This is a genomic window from uncultured Fibrobacter sp., from assembly GCF_947305105.1.
GTDB lineage: Bacteria > Fibrobacterota > Fibrobacteria > Fibrobacterales > Fibrobacteraceae > Fibrobacter.
In genome coordinates, this window is record NZ_CAMZCS010000006.1 from 137,138 (window position 1) to 160,415 (window position 23,278).

23 protein-coding genes and 2 pseudogenes are annotated in these 23,278 nt (G+C 49.2%); 6 read left to right on the plus strand and 19 right to left on the minus strand.

Features of this window, described 5'->3' with window-relative positions; genetic code table 11:
* Nucleotides 1-23: 23 nt before the first annotated feature.
* The 5 genes from Q0Y46_RS04860 to Q0Y46_RS04880 form a co-directional block, all read right to left on the minus strand.
* Entirely contained in the window at nucleotides 24-1,064 is a 1,041-nt protein-coding gene (locus tag Q0Y46_RS04860) for an alpha/beta hydrolase (RefSeq protein ID WP_366522477.1), read from the minus strand.
* Between the two features lie 188 nt (nucleotides 1,065-1,252).
* Complete coding sequence (locus Q0Y46_RS04865) at nucleotides 1,253-1,792, minus strand: flavodoxin family protein (protein ID WP_297945520.1); 540 nt, start codon at nucleotides 1,790-1,792, stop codon at nucleotides 1,253-1,255.
* A 227-nt stretch (nucleotides 1,793-2,019) separates the two neighbouring features.
* A complete protein-coding gene (locus tag Q0Y46_RS04870; protein ID WP_297945522.1) occupies nucleotides 2,020-3,279 on the minus strand; it encodes a DUF4143 domain-containing protein in 1,260 nt (419 codons plus the stop codon).
* Between the two features lie 170 nt (nucleotides 3,280-3,449).
* A complete protein-coding gene (locus Q0Y46_RS04875) occupies nucleotides 3,450-4,106 on the minus strand; it encodes a hypothetical protein (protein WP_297945524.1) in 657 nt (218 codons plus the stop codon).
* A 2-nt stretch (nucleotides 4,107-4,108) separates the two neighbouring features.
* Nucleotides 4,109-5,227 carry an ATP-binding protein gene (locus tag Q0Y46_RS04880; RefSeq protein WP_297945527.1) on the minus strand — a complete coding sequence of 373 codons (1,119 nt, stop codon included), beginning with the start codon at nucleotides 5,225-5,227 and terminating at the stop codon, nucleotides 4,109-4,111.
* Nucleotides 5,228-5,416: 189 nt separating this feature from the next.
* Here Q0Y46_RS04880 and Q0Y46_RS04885 point away from each other — a divergent pair, with 189 nt between their 5' ends.
* Complete coding sequence (locus Q0Y46_RS04885; RefSeq protein WP_297945529.1) at nucleotides 5,417-6,304, plus strand: LysR family transcriptional regulator; 888 nt, start codon at nucleotides 5,417-5,419, stop codon at nucleotides 6,302-6,304.
* Between the two features lie 71 nt (nucleotides 6,305-6,375).
* Here the strand turns inward: Q0Y46_RS04885 and bioD are convergent, their stop codons facing one another.
* The 4 genes from bioD to bioA all read right to left on the minus strand — a co-directional run bounded on the left by bioD (nucleotide 6,376) and on the right by bioA (nucleotide 10,483).
* Nucleotides 6,376-7,041 (minus strand): dethiobiotin synthase, encoded by a 666-nt coding sequence (gene bioD / locus Q0Y46_RS04890; protein WP_297945531.1) that lies wholly within the window; start codon nucleotides 7,039-7,041, stop codon nucleotides 6,376-6,378.
* Between the two features lie 115 nt (nucleotides 7,042-7,156).
* The gene (gene bioF / locus Q0Y46_RS04895; RefSeq protein ID WP_297945532.1) at nucleotides 7,157-8,371 is read right to left on the minus strand and encodes an 8-amino-7-oxononanoate synthase; all 1,215 of its coding nucleotides are present in this window, start codon (nucleotides 8,369-8,371) and stop codon (nucleotides 7,157-7,159) included.
* Complete coding sequence (locus tag Q0Y46_RS04900; protein ID WP_295683096.1) at nucleotides 8,368-9,171, minus strand: 6-carboxyhexanoate--CoA ligase; 804 nt, start codon at nucleotides 9,169-9,171, stop codon at nucleotides 8,368-8,370. Before Q0Y46_RS04900 ends, bioF begins: the two co-directional genes overlap by 4 nt.
* Nucleotide 9,172: 1 nt before the next feature.
* On the minus strand, nucleotides 9,173-10,483 hold the full coding sequence (gene bioA, locus Q0Y46_RS04905) for an adenosylmethionine--8-amino-7-oxononanoate transaminase (protein WP_297945534.1): 1,311 nt from the start codon (nucleotides 10,481-10,483) through the stop codon (nucleotides 9,173-9,175).
* A 75-nt stretch (nucleotides 10,484-10,558) separates the two neighbouring features.
* Here bioA and Q0Y46_RS04910 point away from each other — a divergent pair, with 75 nt between their 5' ends.
* Nucleotides 10,559-11,047, plus strand: a complete 489-nt coding sequence (locus Q0Y46_RS04910) for a GNAT family N-acetyltransferase (RefSeq protein ID WP_297945536.1) — start codon at nucleotides 10,559-10,561, stop codon at nucleotides 11,045-11,047.
* A gap of 41 nt (nucleotides 11,048-11,088) precedes the next feature.
* Here Q0Y46_RS04910 and Q0Y46_RS04915 read toward each other — a convergent pair whose 3' ends face one another.
* The 6 genes and pseudogenes from Q0Y46_RS04915 to Q0Y46_RS04945 all read right to left on the minus strand — a co-directional run bounded on the left by Q0Y46_RS04915 (nucleotide 11,089) and on the right by Q0Y46_RS04945 (nucleotide 15,336).
* Nucleotides 11,089-12,471, minus strand: a complete 1,383-nt coding sequence (locus Q0Y46_RS04915) for a hypothetical protein (RefSeq protein ID WP_297945538.1) — start codon at nucleotides 12,469-12,471, stop codon at nucleotides 11,089-11,091.
* Nucleotides 12,472-12,512: 41 nt separating this feature from the next.
* Nucleotides 12,513-13,512 (minus strand): annotated as a pseudogene (locus Q0Y46_RS04920) (Na/Pi symporter).
* The gene (locus Q0Y46_RS04930) at nucleotides 13,509-14,219 is read right to left on the minus strand and encodes an ATP-binding protein (protein WP_297945544.1); all 711 of its coding nucleotides are present in this window, start codon (nucleotides 14,217-14,219) and stop codon (nucleotides 13,509-13,511) included. Before Q0Y46_RS04930 ends, Q0Y46_RS04920 begins: the two are co-directional and overlap by 4 nt.
* Nucleotides 14,206-14,475 (minus strand): hypothetical protein, encoded by a 270-nt coding sequence (locus tag Q0Y46_RS04935; protein ID WP_295682989.1) that lies wholly within the window; start codon nucleotides 14,473-14,475, stop codon nucleotides 14,206-14,208. Before Q0Y46_RS04935 ends, Q0Y46_RS04930 begins: the two co-directional genes overlap by 14 nt.
* Nucleotides 14,456-14,662: a hypothetical protein gene (locus Q0Y46_RS04940; RefSeq protein WP_295682987.1), complete on the minus strand. Its 207-nt coding sequence runs from the start codon at nucleotides 14,660-14,662 to the stop codon at nucleotides 14,456-14,458. The genes Q0Y46_RS04935 and Q0Y46_RS04940 overlap by 20 nt, the downstream gene beginning before the upstream one ends.
* Nucleotides 14,659-15,336 (minus strand): annotated as a pseudogene (locus Q0Y46_RS04945) (response regulator transcription factor). The gene Q0Y46_RS04940 and the pseudogene Q0Y46_RS04945 overlap by 4 nt, the downstream one beginning before the upstream one ends.
* Before the next feature lie 214 nt (nucleotides 15,337-15,550).
* Between Q0Y46_RS04945 and Q0Y46_RS04950 the strand changes: the two are divergent.
* The 4 genes from Q0Y46_RS04950 (at nucleotide 15,551) to Q0Y46_RS04965 (ending at nucleotide 18,910) form a co-directional block, all read left to right on the plus strand.
* The gene (locus Q0Y46_RS04950) at nucleotides 15,551-16,585 is read left to right on the plus strand and encodes a D-alanine--D-alanine ligase (RefSeq protein WP_297945548.1); all 1,035 of its coding nucleotides are present in this window, start codon (nucleotides 15,551-15,553) and stop codon (nucleotides 16,583-16,585) included.
* 136 nt (nucleotides 16,586-16,721) lie between these two features.
* Nucleotides 16,722-17,360, plus strand: coding sequence for a tRNA (adenosine(37)-N6)-threonylcarbamoyltransferase complex dimerization subunit type 1 TsaB (tsaB, locus tag Q0Y46_RS04955; protein WP_297945550.1), 639 nt, complete (start codon nucleotides 16,722-16,724; stop codon nucleotides 17,358-17,360).
* Between the two features lie 32 nt (nucleotides 17,361-17,392).
* Entirely contained in the window at nucleotides 17,393-17,839 is a 447-nt protein-coding gene (gene rimI / locus Q0Y46_RS04960) for a ribosomal protein S18-alanine N-acetyltransferase (protein WP_297945552.1), read from the plus strand.
* A gap of 15 nt (nucleotides 17,840-17,854) precedes the next feature.
* Entirely contained in the window at nucleotides 17,855-18,910 is a 1,056-nt protein-coding gene (locus tag Q0Y46_RS04965) for an ElyC/SanA/YdcF family protein (RefSeq protein WP_297945554.1), read from the plus strand.
* Between the two features lie 7 nt (nucleotides 18,911-18,917).
* On the opposite strand, the gene Q0Y46_RS04970 is transcribed toward Q0Y46_RS04965, so the two are convergent.
* From Q0Y46_RS04970 to Q0Y46_RS04985, 4 genes are all read right to left on the minus strand, one after another.
* Nucleotides 18,918-19,670, minus strand: coding sequence for a hydroxymethylpyrimidine/phosphomethylpyrimidine kinase (locus Q0Y46_RS04970; protein ID WP_297945556.1), 753 nt, complete (start codon nucleotides 19,668-19,670; stop codon nucleotides 18,918-18,920).
* A 32-nt stretch (nucleotides 19,671-19,702) separates the two neighbouring features.
* Nucleotides 19,703-20,971 carry an MgtC/SapB family protein gene (locus Q0Y46_RS04975; RefSeq protein ID WP_297945558.1) on the minus strand — a complete coding sequence of 423 codons (1,269 nt, stop codon included), beginning with the start codon at nucleotides 20,969-20,971 and terminating at the stop codon, nucleotides 19,703-19,705.
* A gap of 68 nt (nucleotides 20,972-21,039) precedes the next feature.
* Nucleotides 21,040-22,719, minus strand: a complete 1,680-nt coding sequence (locus Q0Y46_RS04980) for a GGDEF domain-containing protein (RefSeq protein WP_297945560.1) — start codon at nucleotides 22,717-22,719, stop codon at nucleotides 21,040-21,042.
* A 20-nt stretch (nucleotides 22,720-22,739) separates the two neighbouring features.
* Nucleotides 22,740-23,278, minus strand: a 539-nt coding sequence (locus tag Q0Y46_RS04985; RefSeq protein WP_297945562.1) for a dihydrofolate reductase, incomplete at its 5' end; no start/stop codon positions are given.

A 23,278-nucleotide genomic window follows, 5' to 3' on the forward strand; every position in this document is an offset into this window, starting at 1 on the left:
ACGCGGGGATGACATCAGTCAAGTTACTTCAAATTCGTCTTGAAGAATTCGTTCAGCTTTTCGAAGGGGATTTTTTCCAGGTTGTCGTAGAGGTCCACGTGGGAGGCTCCGGGGATAACGAGGAGTTCCTTGTTGCCGACGGTCTTGCTCCAGTTCTTGGTGGCGTCAAGTTTTGCCGGGACGTTCGCCTTCTTGCCGGTCATCTTTTCGAATGCGCCTTCGCCGAAGTAGCGGCTGTGGGCCTTTTCGCCGTGGATGATGAGTACGGGGTTACGGATTTCGTCGGCGTATGCGAGGAGCTTCGTGTTCATGAGCGAGGTGCCTGCGGAGGCGGCCCAGCCCTTGTTGCTGTTGAGGGAGCGCTTGTGGTAGCCGCGCGGGGTCTTGTAGTAGGCGTAGTAATCCTTGACAAAGTAAGGTGCGTCGTCCGGGAGCGGGTCCACCACGCCGCCGGCCAGATCGTACGTGCCGTTCTTGAAGTCCTTGGTGCGCTGGGCCATCAGAGCCTTGCGGGCCTCGTTGCGGGCGTCGGCGTTGTTTGCGGCATCGAAGTAGCCATTTGCGGATACGCGGCTCATGTCGTACATGGTCGAAGCAACCGTCGCCTTTACGCGGGTATCAATGCCGGCAGCGTTAATCGCCATGCCGCCCCAGCCGCAAATGCCGATGATGCCGATGCGTTCCGAGTCAACGTCGTCGCGGGTCGAGAGGAAATCCACGGACGCCATGAAGTCTTCGGTGTTGATGTCCGGGCTGTTCATGTAGCGCGGCTCGCCGCCCGATTCGCCGGTAAAGCTCGGGTCGAATGCGATGGTCAGGAATCCACGTTCCGCCATCTGCTGGGCGTAAAGGCCGCTGGACTGTTCCTTGACGGCTCCGAACGGGCCAGAGACTGCGATTGCGGGGAACTTTCCGTTCACCTTGAGGCTCGTGTCCTTGGGCACGAACATGTCGGCGGCGAGTTCAATGCCAAAATGGTTCTTGAAAGTGACCTTGGAATGTTCGACCTTGTCGCTCTTGGGGAAAACCTTGTCCCATTCGGCGGTGAGGTTAAGCTTGTTCATATCTTTCTCCGGTTGTGCAGATTCTGTTGCAGGTGCGGTTTGTTGAGTCTGCAAGGTCCCTGAGCTTGCCGAAGGGCCTTGCGCGGCATTGCTTTCTTTTTCGGGGCAGCATGCCATCAGGGTGCAGGCGGAAACCACGGCGAACGCCGCTTTCAAGAATTTGGATTTCATGAGTTATCTCCTTGTTGTTAAACTTTACTTCCCATTGCGTACACTTTCTTCAAAAGTGTAGTGCGTTCCTTGACATCGCCGGGATTCTCGGCACCGGTGGCACATATGCCGCCCTTGAATTTCACGCCATCAAAGCAGGCAATCCATCCGCTGATGCCGCGCTTCGCGATGTTCATCGCCTTCTTGTCGGTATCGGCAGCAGAAGCGAGCAAGTAAATCTCGCGGAACTTGAAATCGCTCGTATAAAGGGAATTGGCGCGGTCGAGCATCGTCTTGAGCTGACCGCTCATCTCGTAATAGTAAATCGGCGTCGCGAACACGATGACTTCGGCCTTCTTCATTTTCTCGGTGATGGCGTTCGCGTCGTCCTTGATGACACACTTGCCCTTCTTTTGGCATGCAAGGCAACCCGTGCAGAATGCAATCTTTTTGCCACGCAGCGAAACGACTTCCACCTTATTGCCAGCCTCGGCGGCTCCCTTCGCGAACTCCTGTGCCAAAATTTCGGAATTGCTCTTGGTACGCAGACTGCTCGAAATCACTAGAACGTTTTTCATAATACTCTTCCTTCGGGATTGTCATGCCCGCAAGCATCTCCCTTTACGCTCATAATATAACTAAAACGCCTTGCAATAGCAAATACTTATTTACTATGGCTTGTTATGCTTTTTAGGCATATAGCGTATAGCAAATAAGTAATTGTTAAACCACTGCCTTTAAGTTATTTTTAACGCATTCAATAGGATGGCAACATTTCTGCCAGAATATCGTAGCAATCCAGCAGTTACGCTCTCAAGCAATTTAGAGGAATGACACATATTCCGTCTGGACGCCGGTACGCGGGACCCGTAGCGGTGACAATCGCCATAAAGGCCATATTCGGGTCGTTGACATCATTCTTTAATTTGATCAGGTTCGCAACACCTTCTTCAACGAGTTTATCGCCACCAAGTTTGATTTCAATGGCGCCCCATTTCCCCTTGCCGGTATGGACAACGGCATCGCATTCCAGCCCGCGGCTATCTCGGTAATGTTTGACGTTTCCGCCAAGCAGGCTCGTATAGATGCTCAAATCGCGCACGGCCAAATCCTCAAAGAATAGGCCAAAGGATTTCAAATCAGACATTAGATCATCAGGAGAAATATCAAGTGCCTGGCATGCGATGGATGTGTCGACAAAATGCCTTGTGGGTGTGGTGCGCACGACAGCCTTGCTGCGGAGGTTGGGGTTCCAGGCTTCAATGTCGCTGATGATGAACAAATCCTTGAGTGCATCCCAGTAGTCATCGAAGGTCTTTGTGTCCATGGTCCGGTTATTCGATTCGGTTATGTCTTGAATGATTGTCCTGTAGGCGGCTTCGGTAGAAATGTTTCGGGCGTAGCTGCGCAAAATCATCCGCAGAACTTCGGGTTTCTTGTTGCGGAATTTTTCATTCTCGCTTGTATCGAAATTAAAAAGGCCATTGTAATAGTTTGCCGTGACATCGAGAGCAACGCTTCGGTCGTCAAGAATCGAAAGGGGCCAGCCGCCACGGCAAGTGTAGAAAGCCATGTCTTTCAGGGAATGCTTTTCGTTTGTGTCATATACATTGGGAGCATCACTAGAAAAAAGTTCCGCAAGTGAAACGGACCCGGTGGAATCGCCGGATTCAAAAAGTGACATAGGGCGCATGGGGAGCGTCACGATGCGGCCTGCGCCGGAATGGTGAATCTGGCTTTTGTCGGCAGGGGTGGAGCTGCCCGTCAGAATGAACTGTCCAAAACCGGGATTTTCATCGGCCCACGCCCTGACCTCGTCCCAAAGTTCGGGGACGGTCTGCCATTCGTCGATAAGCCTTGGCTGTTCGCCCAAGAGAGTATTGTGCGGTTCCATTCGGGCCAGTTCAATGTTCCGGCGTGTAGCAAGGCGAACATTGCTTTTTGACATACGAAGACATGTCGTGGTTTTCCCGCAAAATTTAGGCCCTGCGACTAGAACAGCGCTACTGGACTTGAGTAATCGCTCAATTTGGCTTTCGATGTATCGGGGGCGATAATTGTCCATTTTGAACCTCTTTTTGACCTAAATATACAAAATTCCCAAGATTGTTGAATAAAAATTCCCAAGATTGTTGTGTTTTCATTCCCAAGATTGTGAAGATTTTGTAAAAATTTTAACTTTTGGCGCACAACCAACTTTGGGACCTTGGGTGGGACTGTGTTTTCGCCCTTAATTCACAATTTTGCCGCAACTCCTTGTTTCTTGGTCAGGGTACGGTCGACATGGTCCATGATCCACTTGCTGACGACCGTCTCGGGATTGCATACGCCATAAAGGTTGGCGTAAACCTTGCAATAGTCATGGAACCCAGCCATAGACCGTTTTGTTTCATGCACAATTTCAATAAATTCCTCAGGAACAACCAAGGTCAAGTTTTCTTCATCCGTTCCAAAAAGGAACATAAAACCTATGGACAAATTCTGTTCTACGAACTTGAACACGCGCTCGTCAATGTTCGAGAAGTTGAATTTCGCAGGATAATCTTTCGGGAACATTTCCTTAAAGGGAGGCATATTCGCGCTTTTATCGAGCCAAAGGTCTAAGAATAGCGAAAACTCAAAATCACCGGAATACTTGACAAAGCTCTCGAATATTTTGGGAATTCGCTTTTTAAGGATTTCGATGTACTCGGCCTTGCGCAATTGTTCTTCGCAAACCTCGTCTTTTTCCAGTTCCGGCGTCGTGCAGAAATGAATGTCCTGGACGGAATCCTTTGGGCAGGCGTTCAAAAGTTTCACAAGTTTCTTCGACGGGATCGGTTCTTTGTGGATGCAGTTCGTTTCACGGAGCAAACGACTACGGTAGTGTTTCGGCAAAGAATTGATGTTCATTTTTAAAACCTTCTGAACCACTTGTTGAATACGGGGTCGCTGATATAGAGGCCCGTTTCGCGCTGTTCTACTATATCTCGATCTATCAAAGCCTTCTTTATCCGAGGAATGTTCGACTTGGTTCCGAGGCGATAGGTTTCCAACACCTCCTGCGACAGGAAACCATTATGAATTCCCGCAGCAATCGCCCGGAGCATATTCATCTGGTAGCTGGAAAGCCCTTCCGTCTGCTGCATAAAGAGCGCTGAGTTCTGTGCGATGAGTTCGTTCATGGAAACATCAATTATTTCTGAAGATACCTCACGCTCAGTGTGCAGCATTACCAACCAGGCAAGCTGTTGCACATAAGAAGAATAATTTTCCACCTCGCTGCAAATTCTTGAAGCCAGCACTTCATCAATGCGAAGTCCCTGCTTTTTGAATTTATCGCAAATAAAGGGAACCCAATTTTCAGTAGAAATGACGCCCAAGTAAATGGCATCGCCAAACTGGTAGAAAGGCATGCTCTTGTTCTGGAAGATGTTTGTGAGCAAGTGCTTTTTGCTGCCAAACAGGCAATACGAAACATTCTGCTGCAACTGCCATGCGCCACGAAGCCGTTTCTGTACAGAGAGCGAATCAGGAAATTCGCCAATCTGTTGAAACTCGTCGATGCAAACGACAATACGTTTCTTTTGCTTTTTCGCAATATTTTCTGCCAATTCCAAAATCTGCTCGGGAGCATACTCCTTCGGAGTGATACCCAGCGAAAGCGAAAATTCAGACGTCAGATCCGGCCCCATGCTGATTTTAGGCGAAACCCGGCTCAAAAAATTCTTCGCATTTTGCAGGATAGAATCAATCTTTGACGAAGTCTGCTGCAAGACCGCGGTCGCAAGTTTATTGTAGAAATCGTATTCGCTGCGGCAGTCAAAGATGTCCAAATAAACGACGAGGGCCTTTTTCGGATTCACCAAGCGGCCAACATGGCGAACCAGGGAGGTCTTGCCGATACGACGATTAGAGATAAGCAAGGTGTTTACCCCGTGCTCAAAATTCGCCTTGAGCCTTTTGGTCTCGGCTTCGCGATCCGTAAAGTTTTCGCCTTCGACCGCATAGCCATATATAAAAGCGTCGTTCATAAGAACCTCCGCCTATAATATACATTATTTTTTGTCGGTACACAATATTGTGCACCAAAAAGTACACAAAGTTGTGGTCCACAAGGTTGTGTACCAGAAGGAAGGCCTCATTTCGCCCAAATTGGCTTAAAAAGCGTACCAAACCAACCATTTATGCTTTTGAGGCATAAATAATATATATTTATGCCTATGGAACTACGAACTCTTAAATACTTTTTGGCAGTGGCGGAACAGGAAAGTTTCTCTCAGGCGGCGAACAATGTGCTCTTTGTGACGCAGCCGACGCTTTCGCGCCAAATGCAGGAACTCGAAGAAGAAATCGGGGCGCAGCTTTTTGTGCGCAGCAACAAGAAGACGACGCTGACCGAAGAGGGCCTGCGATTCAAGAAGCGTGCGCAAGAAATCATGGAGCTCGTGAAGCACACCCAGAAGGAATTTGCCGAATCGAGCAAGGAAGAAGTTATCGGCGACGTGTATATCGGTGGCGGCGAGACAAAGGCGTTCAGCATTATCGCGGCGGCCTGCAAGCGCATGCAAAAGGAACATCCGAAGATTTGTATGCACATCACCAGCGGCAACGCCCAGGACGTGACCGAAAAACTGGACCAGGGGCTTCTGGACTTCGGGCTTTTGGTGGAGCCGGTTGACAAGTCAAAATACGAATTTGTGGAACTCCCGGCAAGAGACACATGGGGCTTGCTCGTGCGCAAGGATCATCCGCTCGCAAAAAAGGGCTTTGTAACCGTTCGCGACTTGGAAAATATTCCGTTGCTCACATCGAGACAGGTTATGATGTCGCGAGAATTTTCAGGACAACTTGGGCGCGACCTGAATTCGCTCAACATCATCGCAACCTATAACCTGATTTACAATGCATCCGTCTTTGTGGAGCAAGGGCTGGGTGCAGCCATCTCGTTAGAAGGCCTCCTAAATACGGGCGGCAAGAGCAAACTCGTATTCGTGCCGTTTACTCCGTTACGCACCAGCGGTCTCGTGGTCGTGTGGAAAAAGAACCCCGTATTCAGCAAACCCGCCGCGCAGTTCCTGAAGTCTTTAAAAGCGGAATTAGAAAAGTGATTAGAGATTGCCACGTCGCTACGCTCCTCGCAATGACAGAAGGCGGGACTGGAATCACATTCTATTAAGGTTTAAAACGGTTGCACGCCTAGGTCGGTGTCGCCGTCTTTGATTTTCGCAAGGATTTCGAGGCCCGTCAGGTCTTGCATCATGCGGATGTTATCGTCTTCCATTTCCAGGTTGCCGCTAGAGCCGTAGCGGTTCACGATGAGCCCGCGGATGTCTAGGCCGCGGCTACGAGCATATTCTACTGTGAGCACGCAGGCGTTAATGGAGCCGAGCGCCGCCGTCGTAACCACGAGAATCGGGAGATTCACTGTCTTGATAATATCTTCGAGGAAGATTTTCTGATTATCATAGCGAATGGGGCAAATGATTCCCCCGCTGCCTTCGGCAAAAATAAACTCGTGGCGAGCGCAAGCCGCTTCAAAATCGGCTTTGACTTTTGTCAATTCTACGGGATTCCCTTCTTTGCGGGCAGCAAGATGCGGAGAGACCGCCTCCTTATAGACATAGCTTACGAGCTGTTCCTGCGTATCGGGAAGATTAGCAATACGTTTCACGTAGTCGGCATCGCCGGCGACCCATTTGCAGTCGCGGAGTTCTGCGCCGCTGAGGGCGGCCTTGTAGTAGCCCGCATCGATGCCGGAATCGCGCCACTTTTTAACGAGAAGGGCTGTGACGAATGTTTTGCCGACATCGGTTCCGGTTGCTGTAACGAAATATCCCTTGTTCATAAAAAAGTAAACAGTGGTTAGTGATTGGTGGTTAGGAATAGTGATGTGTCATTCAGAGAGAAATTTTCCTTTACTGGATTAGAATGACGATTATGTTTTTAAAATGAGTTACATACTAGTTTGTCGATTTTATGATTTGAGCAATTGCAGATGCGGCGGTTTGAAGTTGTTCATGCGTATGCGTGGCCATCAGGCTTGCGCGGAGGCGGGCTTGCCCCTTGGCGACTGTCGGATAGCGAATCGCGGGAATCAGGATTCCCTGTTCTTGAAGCTTTGCAGAAACTTGCATTGCCTTCGCTTCGTCGCCGATGACAATCGGAACAATCGCCGAAGGAGACTGCACAACATTCACGCCTTCACGCTGCAAGGCTTCACAGAAAAATTTCACGTTATCGCGCAGATTTTGAACGCGTTCAGGATGCGCATCGATGAAGCGCAAGTTATTGCAGGCGGCAGCGGCAACGGCAGGGGCCATCGCCGTCGTGAAAATAAAGCTGCGGGCCTTATTGCGCAAAAAATCAATCAGCTGTTGCTTGCCCGCCACGAAGCCGCCTTCGGCGGCGACGGCTTTGCTCAACGTCCCGACGGTTACGTCGGCGTGAGCACAGCCGTAGTGTTCGGCAAGTCCGCGGCCGGTCTTGCCGAGCACGCCCGTGGCGTGGGCTTCATCGATCATCAAGAGACAATCATTTTCTTTCGCGACACGCATAAGTTCCGGCAAATTTGCGAGGTCGCCATCCATACTGAAAACAGCGTCTGTCACAATGAGTTTGCGAGGAACCGGCAATGTAGGCGCATACGCACGAGACTTATCCGCTTCTTGAATCACTCGCTGCAAATCAGCCATATCGTTATGCTTATAGACAAAGCACTTGGCACGGGAAAGGCGGACACCGTCGATAATGCTGGCGTGGTTCAGTTCATCGCTGAAGATAAAGTCGTTCTTGCCGCACAAGGCCGAAATCGTGCCGACATTCGCCATGTAGCCCGTGTTGAACGTAATGGCGGACTCTTCACCCTTGAATTTCGCGATAAATTCTTCCAGTTCCTGATGCGGAGTCTTGTTGCCCGTCGTAAGGCGAGCGCCGCCGCTACCTGTACCCCACTCAAGAACCGCCTGGGCCATCGCCTGCTTGAGTTCATCGATGTTTGCGAGATCCAAGTATGAATTAGATGCCAACAGAATTTGTTCTTGCAAAGCGCCGTTGGGCATGCGGATTTTCACGCACGACGATTCCGGCGTTTCCATCAAGCGCATCGAGCGATAAGTATTGTTCGCCCGCGCCGATTCCAAAGCGTCTTTCGTAAAAATGTCAAGAATGTGACTCATGCTCCGACATCCACCAAAACTTTCTTCTTCTGCAAGTACTCGATGCATTCTTCGGCAGAGGCCTTGCGCGAATCAAATAGGAAAATCCGGCCTCCGTTTTCGGAGCCCATTTCCTTCATCTTCATGATGCGCACATAGCCGAGTTCCTTGCTCGCGACATAGCCAGTCACGTAATTCGGGTCATCGCTCACGCAAAACTCAGCCACCATTCCAGGAGCATTCGCCACCTTAGTCGCAAGCACAATCGCTTCGTTAAAATGATTCTTGCAACCGTCCACTTCGCTCGAATGCAGCGCATCCATATAAGTCGCGCGGACACCGCGTTCGTGGTCAGGTTCCAGGCGTTCACCCGTCGCAATATCGTAAAGCATTGCGCCACGCATCGGGAATGTCGCCCGCAAAAGTTCTGGCAAATTTGCGGCGAAGTTTTGAAGGCAGGCATTTTCACTCGTTCCCTTCGGCACGCTCAGGGAACTTTCTTTATGAACATCCATCACAGCTTTACTAACCAACCCAAATGCCTTCTCCAGTCCTTCCTGCCACGTTTCCACATCAATCCGCGTTACAGGCAATGCCTTCAAAATCCGAATATCGCTTTCGTGAACCTTTTCGATTTTCACGTTGATAAAATCCGGGTCGCCCTTGGAATGATTCATGGCGCGGCGCACCATCGCCGTACACACAGCTTCTACGGAATCCCGGCCCACAATACGTTCTGCACCAGAAATATGCTGTTCGTGTTTCTGCTCGCCTTCGCCCACTTGCTGCGAGGCCCGCATTTTCAAACTATAATATTCCATATCACTCATGAAATTCATCTTCGCCTTCTACGACGGGCGCGGGTTCACATTCACCAATCATCTTGATAGCCTCGCAAATTCGGTCAACTTCAGAATCGGTCGTAATGAGCGGAGGCATCGTGTAAACATAATTGCAGAACGGCCTGAGCCACACACCGGTTTCGCGAATCACGCGCAGAATATCGTCTGCCGAAGGTTTCGCCTTCAGTTCCAAGACACCAATCGCACCGAGAACACGCACATCCGCCGCATTTTCAAGCGAACGTAGCGGTTCCAAATTCTGCTTCAAACGCTTTTCGATTCGAGCGACACTCATGGCATAATCGCGACTTTCAAACAGCGAAAGCGAAGCGATTCCCGCGGCACATGCCAAAGGGTTCGCCATGTAAGTAGGGCCGTGCATAAAGGCAGGAATCTTACTGTTCGTAATCGTTTCGGCAACCTTCTCGGATGCCACGCAAGCTGCCATCGTAATGCTTCCGCCCGTAAGCGCCTTGCCGATACACATAATATCCGGCTTAATGCCAGCATGCTCCATCGCAAAACGCGGGCCCGTGCGGAAAAAGCCCGAAGCGATTTCGTCCAGAATCAACAGGATGCCGTAGCGGTCGCAAAGTTCGCGGAGAGCCTTCAAGTAGCCTGCATTGTAAAGCCACATGCCGTTTCCGCCCTGGAATACGGGTTCACAAATCACGGCAGCGATTTCATCCTTGTGTTCCTCGACAACGCGCTCCATCGAAGCGAAATCCGTCGGATTCCAAGCCTCGTCAAAGCGGCAGTTCGGGCGTTCCGCAAAGTAATGGTGCGGCATAATTCCGCGGAAAAGCGTATGCATTCCGTCAGGGTCAGAAAGTGCCATCGCGCCTGCGGTGTCGCCGTGATAGCCGCCCTTCAAGGCGACCAACTTGCAACGCTCCGGGCGACCCAGCGAATGCTGGTACTGCACCGCCATCTTGGCGCTGCATTCTACGGCGATGCTTCCCGAATCTGCAAAGAAAATCTTGTTGAGACCTTCCGGCAAAAAATTCACCAGCTTTTCACCGAGTTCAATTGCAGGCTCGTGCGTAAAGCCGCCGAACATCACGTGGCACATCTTTTCGCTCTGTTTCTGAATCGCCTCGACGATTTCAGGGGCGTTATGCCCGTGCGCCATGCACCACCAACTCGATACCGCATCAATCAGTTTCAAACCGTCGGCCGTTTCAATCGTCGTTCTATGAGCGGATTTTGCAAGGAACCTGGCCGGAGTATTTTTCAGCGCCGCATACGGATGCCACAAATGCTCGCTATCAAAATCAAGTAGCTTTTTCATTTGCGGCCAAATATAGAAATTCCCCTACACCACGGCATTTTTTATATATTCTTCCAATAAAAAGAGGTGAAAAACATGCTCAAAATCGAAGCCTACAGCGAAAAGTACACAAATGACGCCATTGCAATCTGGAACGACATCGTCGAAGACGGCATCGCGTTCCCGCAAAAGGAAACACTTGACGCGCAGACGGGAGGCGCTTTTTTCAAGTCGCAGTCGTTCACGGGTATCGCCATTGATGCGGACTCCGGCGAAGTGGTCGGGCTGTACATTCTTCACCCGAACAACGTGGGGCGCTGCGGGCATATTTCGAATGCGAGTTATGCGGTCAAGAAGGACAAGCGCGGCCAGCACATCGGCGAATTTCTCGTGAAAGATTGCCTTGCGAAGGCAAAAGAAATCGGCTTCAGGATTTTACAATTCAACGCGGTTGTTGCCACGAACACCTCGGCACTCAAGCTCTACAAAAAGCTCGGTTTTACCCAACTCGGCTTGATTCCCAAAGGATTTCTGCTCAAAGACGGGAGCTACGAGGACATCATTCCGCACTATATCGAGCTATAAAACGGTCGCACGCCTAAATCGTCGTCGAAGTCCCTATAGTGTTATTTATTTGGATTGGCAATTCTTTTTGCCGCCAAAGATCTGCAATCCCGCAATGCATTACCGTCAGAATCAACCAAAAGGTTTATGACAGAATCCATAAATGCAGAATCTTTGGGGAATTCAAGTTTGCTGGGAATTGTCAATTGGGCTTCTTTCAAGCTGGAATAAGGTTGGATATATCGAATAACGACCTGCAGAGAATCAAAAGTTTGTTTGCAATCTTTTCCGCAAACATCTTCTAAGGCGTAAGCTAATTCAGAATGGGAGATGCAAGGCAATGTGTCATATTCAGAACAAGGAGAATCATCAACAGACCGAATGTTCGCAGGTTCAAAATCAAAGAATGTATAGGCATCCTTAATCTTTACCTTTCCGAAAACTCTTGTAGCCATATGAATTTCTGCCGAAATTCGCAAGGAATCATCAACGGTTAGACCGCTGATTTTATGATTAACGCAATTGACAAATACGACACTATCTTCAGTGTATTGCACAACATCCGGCTTTGCATATTCCTTGCTAGATTGTTGGTAAAAAAGAGCGCATCCAATAATGGCGGTTGAATCATCATTGATGAAATCAAATTTAGCCATGGATTCTTCTGCTATATAAGCATGAGCACGGGAATGGTTACTCAAACTAGTTATTCCCGTATTTTCAAATCCGAGATCCAACGCCAAAGAATCGCCCCCTCGCCTCAAATAGCAGTTGGAATAGACTGTATCGGCAAAAACAGCCGTCGTCCCAAGCTCATAGATGCTCGCATATATATCCATGAAAAATTTATCGCGGCAAACTTCTTTTCTCCCCGTAAGGGATATCGACGAATTAAATAACGCTTTCCCTGTATAAACAAAAGGACGAGGTGTCGCAGGAATAAAATGATATGACTGAGAAAGATTTTCGCATTTGGCAGAATCCATTTGAACGAAAATATCATGTTCTTCAGAATTGATGGTTTCAGGAACTTCAAGAGACAAACATTTAGGACCGTATCCCTTGTCTAGTTCAGAAGGTTCGACTTGTTGACCATCCAAGAAAAATTTTATGTCAGAAAAAGAACATTGTGATTCATTTTTAAATGTGAACGTGAAATTGACATGAGTCGCATAAGAATTCACGAGTATAGTATCAATGCGGGCACGACCTTGCCATTTTTCCAGATAGAAAATTTCATCGGAAACAGCTGTACCTTGATCACCGACACCTTCAACATAAAAACCGACTCCCAAACCTTTCAATGTCGATTCTACAGCAGTTATGTCTTCATATCTTTTTTGTTCTTCCGGAGTCGGCTTATATGGTTCCTCCAAATCTGAGGAATCACAAGCAGAAAGGAAACTCACTAAACCAACGCATAAGGTAATCAAAGAATATTTCATGTAGCGAAAAATAACATTACTAATGAAATTCGTCATTGATTTTACTGCAGTAATTTGTGATTCATGTGGGCTTCCACCACATTGACCACATAATCACCGAGTTTTTCGCAATCATTGATGAGATCCATATAGTGAACACCCATTTGGTAGCTGTAGCGCTGCGCATTCAAATCGTTCACGTTCATTTTTTTGAGCATTTTGCGATAATCATTGATTTCAAATTCAAAATTCCGGATTGCCTTTAAATCTGCTTGCGGGTTATCTTCAACGACCAATTTCATCTGTTCAAGCATCTTGTCGCAGAATTGCAACATGGCATCAATGCGGCTATATTGTTCCTCGGTATAGTCCTCTCCGCACATGAATTTACGATTGATGACGCGCGCCATGTTATAGCAGGCATCGCCAATACTCTCAATTTCTGAAATTTCCTTGAGCATACATTGTAATGCCGTTTTACTTTCGGCGCTCAAGCGGCCTTCACTCACTCTATTCAAATAATTTCCGATTTCTATTTCAAATTTATCGCTGATGCCTTCGTATTTTTCAATGCGGGCAAATAGTTTTTTGAACTCGTCTTCGTCCTTCAACTTGAGCAATTCAGGAACAAACCGGAACATTTTCAAGGTTTGTTCTACAAACAGGTTAATTTCTTTGCGAGCCTCGAAAAGCGAAAGTTCAGCAATACTCATGAGGCCACCGCTAATGAACTTGATGCTAAAATCTTCGTTAAAGAGCCGCCAAATTTGACGTAACCGTTGTACCGATGTTTTCACCCATAATCACAGGAATCGCTTGCACCAAAGTCAGCAAGCCAGCATTTACGAAACTTACAGTCATGACCGTAGTCGCCGTCGATGACTGCACCGCAGCGGTAACGAAGGTGCCCGTAAGGAGGCCACCCAAACGATGCTTGGTCATCGTGCCTAGCACAGCGCGGAGGTGCCCACCAGTGAGTTTCTGTAAGCCTTCGCTCATGGTTTTCATGCCAAACATGAGGAGCGCAAGGCAACCAATCATTTTCAAAATAGCAAGAATCATAAAGTAAATCCGATTCTAATTTCGGTGCCAAAACCGACTGTTGATTTAAGGTCAATCGTCGCATGATGAACTTCGGCGATATGCTTCACGATGGCGAGACCGAGACCCGTGCCGTCCGTCTCTTTGGAACGGCTTTTATCGACACGGTAGAAACGTTCAAAGATGCGGGATTGACATTCCTCAGGGATGCCAATTCCAGTGTCTTTCACAGTAATGGCGTTCGTTTCAACAAGCAATGCAACCTTGCCACCGGCTTCTGTATAGCGGATAGCATTATCGACCAAGTTAAAAATCATTTCGAAGAGGAGTTTTGAGTTTCCAGAAATTTCAGCAGTCGGTTCGCCATCGAGCGTCAGCTGGATATTCTTTTTGTTCGCACTCAAAACGAGATTTTCAATACAAGAGCGAGCCAAATTCCAAAGGTTGATTTTTTCACCGAGATCAAACGATTCACCGTTATGATTGTTCAACTTCGAGAGAACAATGATGTCGTTTGCAATCGCCTGTAGCCGCTGTGCTTCTTTATGGATTTTTCCGGCAAAGACCTTGATATCTTCGGGTTTCGCCATACCATTTTCAATAAGTTCCGCATAGCCCGAAATAGATGTCAGCGGAGTCTTCAGCTCGTGCGAAGCATTTGCGGTGAATTCGTCCTTCAGCTGCGAAATCTTTTGCTTTTCGCTCGAAAGCTGTTCAATGGAATGCACAGCTGAGGCCAATCGCAATCAAGATTGCAGCCACGATGATAGCCCCCAACAAAGCGATAAGGTACGGAATCGTCTTGGCTTGCAAAGTCGAGGAATAACGAAGGTCTTCGCCAAAGCCCTTTGCAAATGCGTCTATCACTTCTTTACGGTCGTTGTGATTTTCCATTTTGCCCGCTTCGGCATCGCTATCGTAAAGAATCGCTCCCGTCGAATCGATGAGAGTGATACGAAGATCCTTATTGGCGTATTGCGACAATTTTTTCGGGAGTGCTGTCTAGCGATTCATTGACGTAGGCGGCTTCTATCAAGCGTAGGTTTTCACGCAAGTTCACCTTGAGCTGGTCAGCCATTTCCCCTTCGAAAACTTGCATCGTAAAATACACGGCAAACAGGGCCGCAAGGACACCCATGTAAATCAGACTGTAGCGGATGCGGTCTTTCATTGAGCCTTGTACCCGACATTACGAACCGTTTGGATAATAGCACCATGCTCGCCAAGTTTTTGACGGAGCGTCTTGACATACATATCTACCGTTCGTGTGTCCATCTTGAAATCGATACCCCAAATTTTTTCAAGAATCTGCTGCCTAGAATAGACAAGCCCAGGATGCGACAGGAGCAACTTGAGGAGTTCATATTCCTTGTAAGTCAAATCAACGTTATTGCTACCAGCAGCAACCGTTCGCGAAGCATCGTCTAAGGAAACTCCACCCAACGTGATTGTTTTCGGTTCTTCGCTTGCCGAGTTTATGTTACCGGAGCGACGAAGCAATGCCTTGACACGCGAAACAAATTCCAAGATGCCGAAGGGCTTGGCGATATAGTCGTCTGCACCAGAATCAAGCCCCTTGACTTTATCAAGCTCAGAACTTTTAGCGGTGAGCATGATGATGGGAATGTTCTTTGTTCTTTCTTGTGCACGGAGACGTTTCAAGATGCTGAGACCATCCTCACCCGGCAACATAATATCGAGAATGAACAAGTCCGGTTCGCAAATTTTGACTTGTTCGTCCATCGCCTTTCCTCATTCGAACACCTTAACCTCAAAACCGCTACTATTGAGCGCATAGGTTTCCAATTCGCGGATTTCGGCGTCATATTCAACAATGTATATCATATTCACAATCTACGAATTATACAACGCCAAGAAAACAACTCCATTGGCCAAATCCAATGCTCCAAAAGATGGTTTAGCAAAGGTTTTATTTGCACTTTACACGGATTTTACTTTCGTCTTTTGAACGGAAACACTCCATTAATCACTTTATGGCCAAACCTAAAACCGTTCCAAATACTACATTATCCTTGAACGAATTCAAAAGAGGTTTTTTATGTCCCGTTTACGCGTTTTAGTACTGATGGGCGGCCCTTCCACGGAACACGACGTATCGGTCGTGAGCGGAACTGGCGTCGTACGTGCCATGGATCCCGAAAAGTACAACATCCACCCTGTCTTGATTGACAAGGACGGAACCTGGCACTGGTCTTCTAGGGAACTTTCCCCCTACCAGAAGATGAATTTCTCGGTCAACTATTTCCACAGTCTCGAAGGTTCGGCTGCCAACTGCAAAAAATCCCCCGCCCTCTCCGAACTGCCCGATTCCGACATTGCATTCCTCGCGCTGCACGGCAAGTGGGGCGAAGACGGCCACATCCAGGCCATGCTCGAAAACTGGGGCATTCCATACACGGGTTGCGGACTCCTCGCATCGGCCCTCGCCATGGATAAAATCAAGTCCAAGGAAATCTACAGGGCTAACGGCATTCCGACTCCTCCCTACCGCGTCATTTGGAAACATGACTTTACCGGAGATGTTCTCGTCAATGTCGCCGACGAGCTCGGATTCCCGCTGGTCATTAAGGACCCGCTGGGTGGTTCTTCCATCGGCATCGGCATTGCAAAGGATATGGACGAGGCCGGCAAGATTGTACAGGACCTCTTCAAGGATTCCAACCGCCTGCTGTGCGAAAAATTCATTGCCGGTGGCGAAGCGAGCTGCGGCTACATCGAAGGCGAAAAACCGCTCCCGCCCACCGAAATGCGCATGACGACGCGCGAATACTTCGACTACGAGGCCAAGTACAACGGGGAATGCCAAGAAGTGACTCCTGCGGAATTCGCACCGGAACTCACCGCTCGCATCCAGGAACTCGCGAAGAACGCTCACTACGCCCTCGGTGGTGCCGGTTACAGCCGTACCGATGTCCGCATAACCAAGGACGGTGAACTGTTCGCCATCGAGACGAACACACTGCCGGGCATGACGCCCACATCGCTGCTGCCACAACAAGCTGCCTGCATCGGCATTACCTACAGCCAGCTCATCGATTTGATTATCGACAAGAGCATTGTGATAAAGAGGTAGATGAGGCTCCAGGCTCGAGGCACGAGGTTCGAGGCTCGAGCCTCCCAAACCACTAACGGCCTTCGGCCCACTGTTTACTAACCACTGTTTACTAACCACTATTTACTAGCCACTGTTTACTAACCACTATAACCCCATGACCTTCGATCTCTATGTAGACACTTCCCGGAAAGGCATCTCGATGGCGATCGCTTCGCCGGACGGTTCCGCCTATGAGGAAATTATAGAGCCATCTGCCAAAGGCGAATCGCTCAGCGCAAACCTCGATACACTCTTGGAACGGTCCGGCGCCACGCTCGACGATGTGAAGCGCGTGATGGTCACGGTCGGGCCGGGCTCGTTCAGCGGACTGCGAACGGGAGTCGCGTTCTGCCAGGGGCTGTGTTTCAGCGGCAAGCGCAACCTGTACGGCGTAACGACACTCCAGGCACTGGAATGTTTTGCCCAGGCTAAAGAAGGCGACCCCGTCGCAGTCGTTATCCGGGCACGCAACGGCTATTGGTACTTGCGCCTAAACGGCACGGAAAAATTCATCGACACGGCAGAAGTCATCCAGGCGTTGGGCAAGAACAAGGCAACGCATGTTGTCGCAGATGAAGCCGCCCAAGCCGACAATGAACTAAAAGCCGTATTTGAAGAACTCGGTGCCAGCATCTCTCCAGACACAGGCAAGCCGCTAAGCCAATGGGCCCCGCTGTTCGATACTGTCAAGCCGACACTGATCCAAGAAGCGAACTACATACAACCTTCATATTTTGAAAAACTGAAAGCATAACCAGCCTAGCCGTTTATATGCCTATCCGCGAAATGAAAGAAACCGATTTGCCCCGAGTTCTGGAAATCCAGCAAGAACTGGCATTCCAGGACTGGAACACGGCTCAATTCGCGGCAGAGATACGCGCCAACTATGCACTTTGCGTTGTCTACGAAACGGGTACAGACCAAGGTACACCACAAATTAATGGCTATGCGGTATTCCACCTGCTAGGCTCAGATTCGGAACTATTAAGCATTGCTGTAAGCCGAAACTGCCAGCATAAAGGCATCGGCAAGATGCTCCTGGATGCAGGCTTATCCCGCCTGAGCCCCGAAGAAAAAGACCGCTGTTTCCTCGAAGTCCGCGAAGCCAATAGCACCGCACGCAAATTCTACGAGAAAAACGGCTTTAAACTTTACGGGGATAGAAAGAATTATTACTCCGATGGCGAAAACGCCTGCCTATATTCTATAGAATTGGAGTCACAAATAAATTAAAGAAGAGGGGAAAAAGTGTCCAAGCTATTATTGAACAAGAAGAAAAAGAACTACGCCCAGTTAGTCAAGAAGGCGCTCATCATCGCAGCATCGACGATCATTCTCGCCATCATTGCGCTTTATGCCGTCTTTACCAAAAGCGGGCAATGGCTCGTGAACGATGATGAATTCAAGCACGTAAAATGGGTCGTCATTCTAGACGGACAATCGGCCGACATGGAACGGAACGACTTTGCCGCAAATCTCGTGGCACAAGGGAAAGCCGATTCTGTGCTCATCATGGGTCGCCGAGTTCTCAGGGACCGGAGCAACGCCGATTTCTACGCCGACGATTTCCTGCGCCATTCCAGCATCGACAGCGCAGCCCTATTCCTCGCCCCCCACGACGACCCCTCCACCATCAGCGAAGCCTATACAATCATCCCCTGGCTCAAGAATCGCAAGGCAGACACCGTACTGTTGTTGACTTCGGCTGCTGCGACCCATAGGGTTGCAAACCTATTCAAAGCGCTCGCCGGAGAGCGTCCCGTTTTCCTCACGACCGACATTCACCACTACCTTTACGATGCCAACACGTGGTACATCAACCGCGAATCCCGCAAGAGTTGGCTCCGCGAATGGGCTGCACTACTTTATTCCAAATTTGAACTCATCGGACTAGACACCCTCACCGCAGCGGATTCCACCTATTACGTTCCCATACGTTCTGTCAGCGAAGAAAAAAATATGGAACCCGTCGTTGACCTGCAAAAGTTTCTGAAGCAGGCCAATTCCAAAACGCAAGAGGTCATCAATAACGCAGCAAAGGATACCACCAAAGCCGTAGAAACAGCCAAGAAGGACTCATCCAAGTCGGAATCTAAGGCCGAACCGAAAAAAGACGATAAAAAAGACGTCAAGAAAGAAGAGTCCAAGAAACAAGAGCCTAAAAAGGACGAAAAGAAAGAAACTAAAAAAGACGAGCCCAAGAAAGAAGAAAAGAAGGACTCCAAGAAGGAAGAACCGAAAAAAGACGACAAGAAGGACAACAAGTCCAGCAGCGACAAGAAAAAGGACGAAAAGAAAAGCTAGCTGAGGCCTAGACAAGGCCCATCAAGCGGCCTTCACCAGAACGCAACATCTTGTCCATATATTCTTTGGCCGCTTTGCAAGCCTCCGGCAAATCCTTGCCTAGGGCCAAGTTCGCCAAAATCGCAGCCGACAAAGTACAACCCGTACCATGCTTTTCAACACCGACAAGGCGCGGGCTCGAAAATTTGTACTGATTCCCGTCACGGTCCCAAAGGATATCAACAGCATCGCTGTCCTTGGAATGCCCCCCCTTCAACAGCAAAGCAAAATCCTTGCCCAGTTCAATTTTTCCACGAGAGGCGGCAAGCCCCAAACCGAGGAAACCAAATTCCTCCTGATTCGGAGTCACTAGGTCGATATTCTTCATCACGGGCATGAAATCGTCCTGCTCCACCGCCCTCAAGAAATGGAAACCGGCGCTGGCACTCGCAATGGGATCCCAGATAATAAAGGCATCAGGAGAACGCATGCGGATAAAGTCGACAATGCGCTTGAGAACCTTGGCTTTCTCCACAAGTCCAATCTTCACGAACTTGAACGTGTGCTTTTTGAACAGCGTTTCGAGCTGAGCCTCAATCCGGTCCCAAATGACCCAACCCGGAGCGACAAATTCATCTTCGTTCTGCTCTGTAAGCGCGGTACACACAGCTTGGGCATAAACACCAAAATGCGCCATCGTCTTGACATCGGCCAAGATTCCCGCACCGGCACTTCCATCAAAACCAGCAATAGTCAAAGCGTAATTCATTTTTTCGGACATACAGACAATTCCCTTTTTCGCCTCGCAGAGGGCTAGAAATAAAGGCCAATAAGAACGGCAGTCACCACGCAAATGCCCAAGACCGCCGGCACGATGAGCTTACGCATGGGCTTTGCCCCCAAGAAAAACACAAGGCCCCCCTTGGTAAGCGTATTCGCAAGGCTTGCAAACAAAATCGAAAGAATCAGTTCCCGGTTCTCGATAGAAGCCTTCATGCTCATGTCTATTAACGAGAAAGCCACGGCATCCATCTCGGCGGCGCCCCCCAAGAAACTGCAACCGATAAGCGCTCCGTTGCCCAAGTACACGCGGGCGGCATTCGCGACAAACATCACGACTGTGAAAACTAGGCCAAACTTGATTGCAGGCAAAAGCCGGAACGGATTGCTGAAATCCGAACTCTTCTCGGTATGCTGCCCAGCCTTGAACTTGAGGAACAAGGCGTATCCCAGGCTCGGGACCACCGGCACAAGCAGCGGAACAGCAAGTGGCCCCGCCAGATTCGGCACCAAGAAAATGCAAATGCAATACAGGCGCGCATACATCACCGCCCAGCTGAGCACGATGCCCACGGTAAAATCATCAGCATAGCTTTCGTTGTTGCGGCTCCGCCCCACCATGTTGAGCGTAAGCGCGGTACTGCTCGCAAGCCCGCCAAAAAGCCCCGTCAGCCAAATTCCCTTGCCCGGGCCAATCAACTTGATCAAGATGTAGCTCACGAAACCGATGCCGCTGATGAACACGACAAAGAGCCAAATCGAATGAGGATTCAGAACCTCGAGCCCCGGCGGGCCAAACGAACTGTTCGGCAAAAACGGAAGAATCATCAACGTGATCACGGCAAACTTCACTGTCGCGATAATATCTTCCGCCGAAAGTCTGTTCGCAAAGTCGTGCAGTTGCTTCTTGGAATTGAGCAGCAACAAGAGAACGACCATCCCCACGCACGCTTCCAGCAACCGATTGTACCAGCACAACCCGCCAAGAAGGTAAACAAGCAGCAAGGCGACACTTGTCGTTATACCGGCCGTACCTTCCTTATGGCTCAAGCCGAATGCGACATGCGATGCCGCCAACAAAATCCCGATGACGACAAGGCCTGTAATGAACGGAGCCACAGAGCCAAGCAAATCAGAAAAGAACACAGACAAAACACCGCTCAAGCCGACCATCGAAAATGTGCGGACACCCGCCGGATGCCTATCCGACGCATCGAAATACGAATGCTCACGCTGCATGCCGATAATAAAACCGATACCCAGCGCAGCGATAAGCTTATAAAAAATATGGAACTCAATCATGCTTGTAAATCTATACAAAAAACAAGAAAAACGTCTATCCCCGAACCATTTTCAAGAACGGGAAGAACCTAATTCTTGCGATTTTTCATCGTACTGACTTTCATGTCGTACATTTTGCTGTCGGCCAACTTGTAGACATCTTTGGCTTTTGTCGAATCGCCCAGTTCATGTATCGCGTAGCCGTAAGCGGCTTCCAATGGCACCGGCAAGCCGTAGCTATTGCTTTTCTCCAGAATTTTCAAGTCCTTCAACGCCGACTGCAACTCATGCAAGTGTTCCGAACGGACTATCGCCAAGAACTCGTCGCCACCCATGCGGATAGTCGTTCCCACTCCGTTGAAAGCCTTCTTGAACACTTCGGCATATCTTATCAATAATTTATCACCGACGCTGTGCCCGTGAGAATCATTCACCTTCTTGAGGCCATTCATATCGATGCTCACGATAGCGTATTTGCTGTCCCGGCGGTCAAGCACCTCAAAAATTCGTTCGCACTTGGCCCTGTTGTAAAGCCCCGTCAGCGAATCACGAAAAGCAATCTGCTTGAGCATTTCTTTTTCGGTCTTGTCCATGACCACATCGTACAGATAAATAAAATAACTCACCATCAGGAATATCACAAAAACAAGCGCACCCAACGGCAAAAGGGTTAAATCGATATTGCTATCGACAACGCCAAGGTACCACTGCATGTGGAAGCGCACCAAATCAATGATTCCGAACGAGAAGAAGATGACGATTCCATAAACAAGGATGCGTTCCTGCATACCAAACATACGGTCGTGCAGAATTCTCGCCAAGAGCATGTACAAGAACAAGACAATCACAAAAAGATGGAAGAACGGAAGGAAGCACGAATAGTGAGCGAAGTTCAGCGCATGGGACACTGTCGATACGACAAAGAACAGCACGGCAACAGCCAAGAACGTCCATAGGCCGTTCATCTTCCAACGGGCAAGCCTCCCCCAGCGCATATTGATCAGCAAAAGACACATGGGAATCGGGACTAGATAAAGCGAAATGTACTCAAGCAAGGTGTTGAAGGCAAAATCCATGGAGAACATTTGGATAACCCTCATATAGCACATGGTCCAAAGCCCCATCAAAAACGAAATGAAGCCTATCAGGATGAGTCGATAGAACGAGCGCGAATAAGCAAGAGCAATGAAACCAACAAAGACAGAAAGAACAGAGAAAAGGCAAAGGAAAATACCACTACCAGCCGCCAGCGCATGCCGCGAGAAAAAGTCCGACACAATGTTGTTATGCAAGACCTTGACGGACGTGGAAGTGAGCGCCGCAGCGGTTTCCGCAACGATTTGTTTTATGGTAATCGTGCGGCGGTCGACATTTTCGGGTAAATTGATAAAATGGAACCCGCTACCGACCAGGCGCCCTTGTTTATACAAATCATGCCCATAGCTGTAAATAGGCTGGTCGTCCAAATAGACCGAAACTGCAGAGTGGAAAGTCCTGAAGCGCAGCGTAGACAAGGGAAGGACGTCGATGTTCAGGAGTTTCTTGTAAACAAGCGTATCGCCAATTTTGACATCTTCGGGAATCTTGTATTCCGCGATATTGACATTATTCGAGGTGGAACCACCATAGGTGACCGACCAGCCCTCATCGAAATGCAGTTGGTCGTTATCAAGCCCGCGCTTGCTCAGATTTGCGAAGAACACAAAAAAGAGCACCAAGAACGCGAACGCGATGACTGTGAATAAAATCCTGCGAGACCGCCTCATCATGTTTCCCAATCCTGCGGGAGTCAACGCTCCCAGACTTGGAACAATGTAGCAAAATCGTTTTTCTCGTCAGCACTAAAAGATTCTTCGGATACCATTCGCCAGCCATCTCCCCAATCCGGGAAGAACACATCGCCATCTACATCGGAAAGCACACGCGTCACATACAACTTTTTGACAAGCGGCATGGCCTCGCGGTATACGGCGGCGCCGCCGATGATGAAGCACTCCGTTTCCCCGGCGGCGCGGGCCTTGTCCAAGGCCTGTTCGAGGCTCCCGCACACAGTGCACCCCGGAGCCTCGAACGCCGTATTCCGCGTGAGCACATAGTTCGTGCGGTTCGGCAACGGGCGTCCGATGTCGTCGTAGTTCTTGCGACCGAGGATTATGGAATGCCCCGTCGTGATAGCCTTGAAGCGTTTGAGGTCGGCGGAAAGGTGCCACGGGAGGTGCCCGTCACGGCCGATGACGTTGTTTTGGGAAATAGCGACAATAGCGGAGATGAGCATAATGGATAATGGATAATGGATAATGGATAATGGATAATGGATAATGGATAATG

What these genes read in the sequence shown, in the direction of transcription:
- Q0Y46_RS04860 (WP_366522477.1), bottom strand. Translation starts at nt 1,064, where the DNA reads ATGAACAAGCTTAACCTCACCGCCGAATGGGACAAGGTTTTCCCCAAG.
- Q0Y46_RS04865 (WP_297945520.1), bottom strand. Translation starts at nt 1,792, where the DNA reads ATGAAAAACGTTCTAGTGATTTCGAGCAGTCTGCGTACCAAGAGCAAT.
- Q0Y46_RS04870 (WP_297945522.1), bottom strand. Translation starts at nt 3,279, where the DNA reads ATGGACAATTATCGCCCCCGATACATCGAAAGCCAAATTGAGCGATTA.
- Q0Y46_RS04875 (WP_297945524.1), bottom strand. Translation starts at nt 4,106, where the DNA reads ATGAACATCAATTCTTTGCCGAAACACTACCGTAGTCGTTTGCTCCGT.
- Q0Y46_RS04880 (WP_297945527.1), bottom strand. Translation starts at nt 5,227, where the DNA reads ATGAACGACGCTTTTATATATGGCTATGCGGTCGAAGGCGAAAACTTT.
- Q0Y46_RS04885 (WP_297945529.1), top strand. Translation starts at nt 5,417, where the DNA reads ATGGAACTACGAACTCTTAAATACTTTTTGGCAGTGGCGGAACAGGAA.
- bioD (WP_297945531.1), bottom strand. Translation starts at nt 7,041, where the DNA reads ATGAACAAGGGATATTTCGTTACAGCAACCGGAACCGATGTCGGCAAA.
- bioF (WP_297945532.1), bottom strand. Translation starts at nt 8,371, where the DNA reads ATGAGTCACATTCTTGACATTTTTACGAAAGACGCTTTGGAATCGGCG.
- Q0Y46_RS04900 (WP_295683096.1), bottom strand. Translation starts at nt 9,171, where the DNA reads ATGGAATATTATAGTTTGAAAATGCGGGCCTCGCAGCAAGTGGGCGAA.
- bioA (WP_297945534.1), bottom strand. Translation starts at nt 10,483, where the DNA reads ATGAAAAAGCTACTTGATTTTGATAGCGAGCATTTGTGGCATCCGTAT.
- Q0Y46_RS04910 (WP_297945536.1), top strand. Translation starts at nt 10,559, where the DNA reads ATGCTCAAAATCGAAGCCTACAGCGAAAAGTACACAAATGACGCCATT.
- Q0Y46_RS04915 (WP_297945538.1), bottom strand. Translation starts at nt 12,471, where the DNA reads ATGAAATATTCTTTGATTACCTTATGCGTTGGTTTAGTGAGTTTCCTT.
- Q0Y46_RS04940 (WP_295682987.1), bottom strand. Translation starts at nt 14,662, where the DNA reads ATGAAAGACCGCATCCGCTACAGTCTGATTTACATGGGTGTCCTTGCG.
- Q0Y46_RS04950 (WP_297945548.1), top strand. Translation starts at nt 15,551, where the DNA reads ATGTCCCGTTTACGCGTTTTAGTACTGATGGGCGGCCCTTCCACGGAA.
- tsaB (WP_297945550.1), top strand. Translation starts at nt 16,722, where the DNA reads ATGACCTTCGATCTCTATGTAGACACTTCCCGGAAAGGCATCTCGATG.
- rimI (WP_297945552.1), top strand. Translation starts at nt 17,393, where the DNA reads ATGAAAGAAACCGATTTGCCCCGAGTTCTGGAAATCCAGCAAGAACTG.
- Q0Y46_RS04970 (WP_297945556.1), bottom strand. Translation starts at nt 19,670, where the DNA reads ATGTCCGAAAAAATGAATTACGCTTTGACTATTGCTGGTTTTGATGGA.
- Q0Y46_RS04975 (WP_297945558.1), bottom strand. Translation starts at nt 20,971, where the DNA reads ATGATTGAGTTCCATATTTTTTATAAGCTTATCGCTGCGCTGGGTATC.
- Q0Y46_RS04980 (WP_297945560.1), bottom strand. Translation starts at nt 22,719, where the DNA reads ATGATGAGGCGGTCTCGCAGGATTTTATTCACAGTCATCGCGTTCGCG.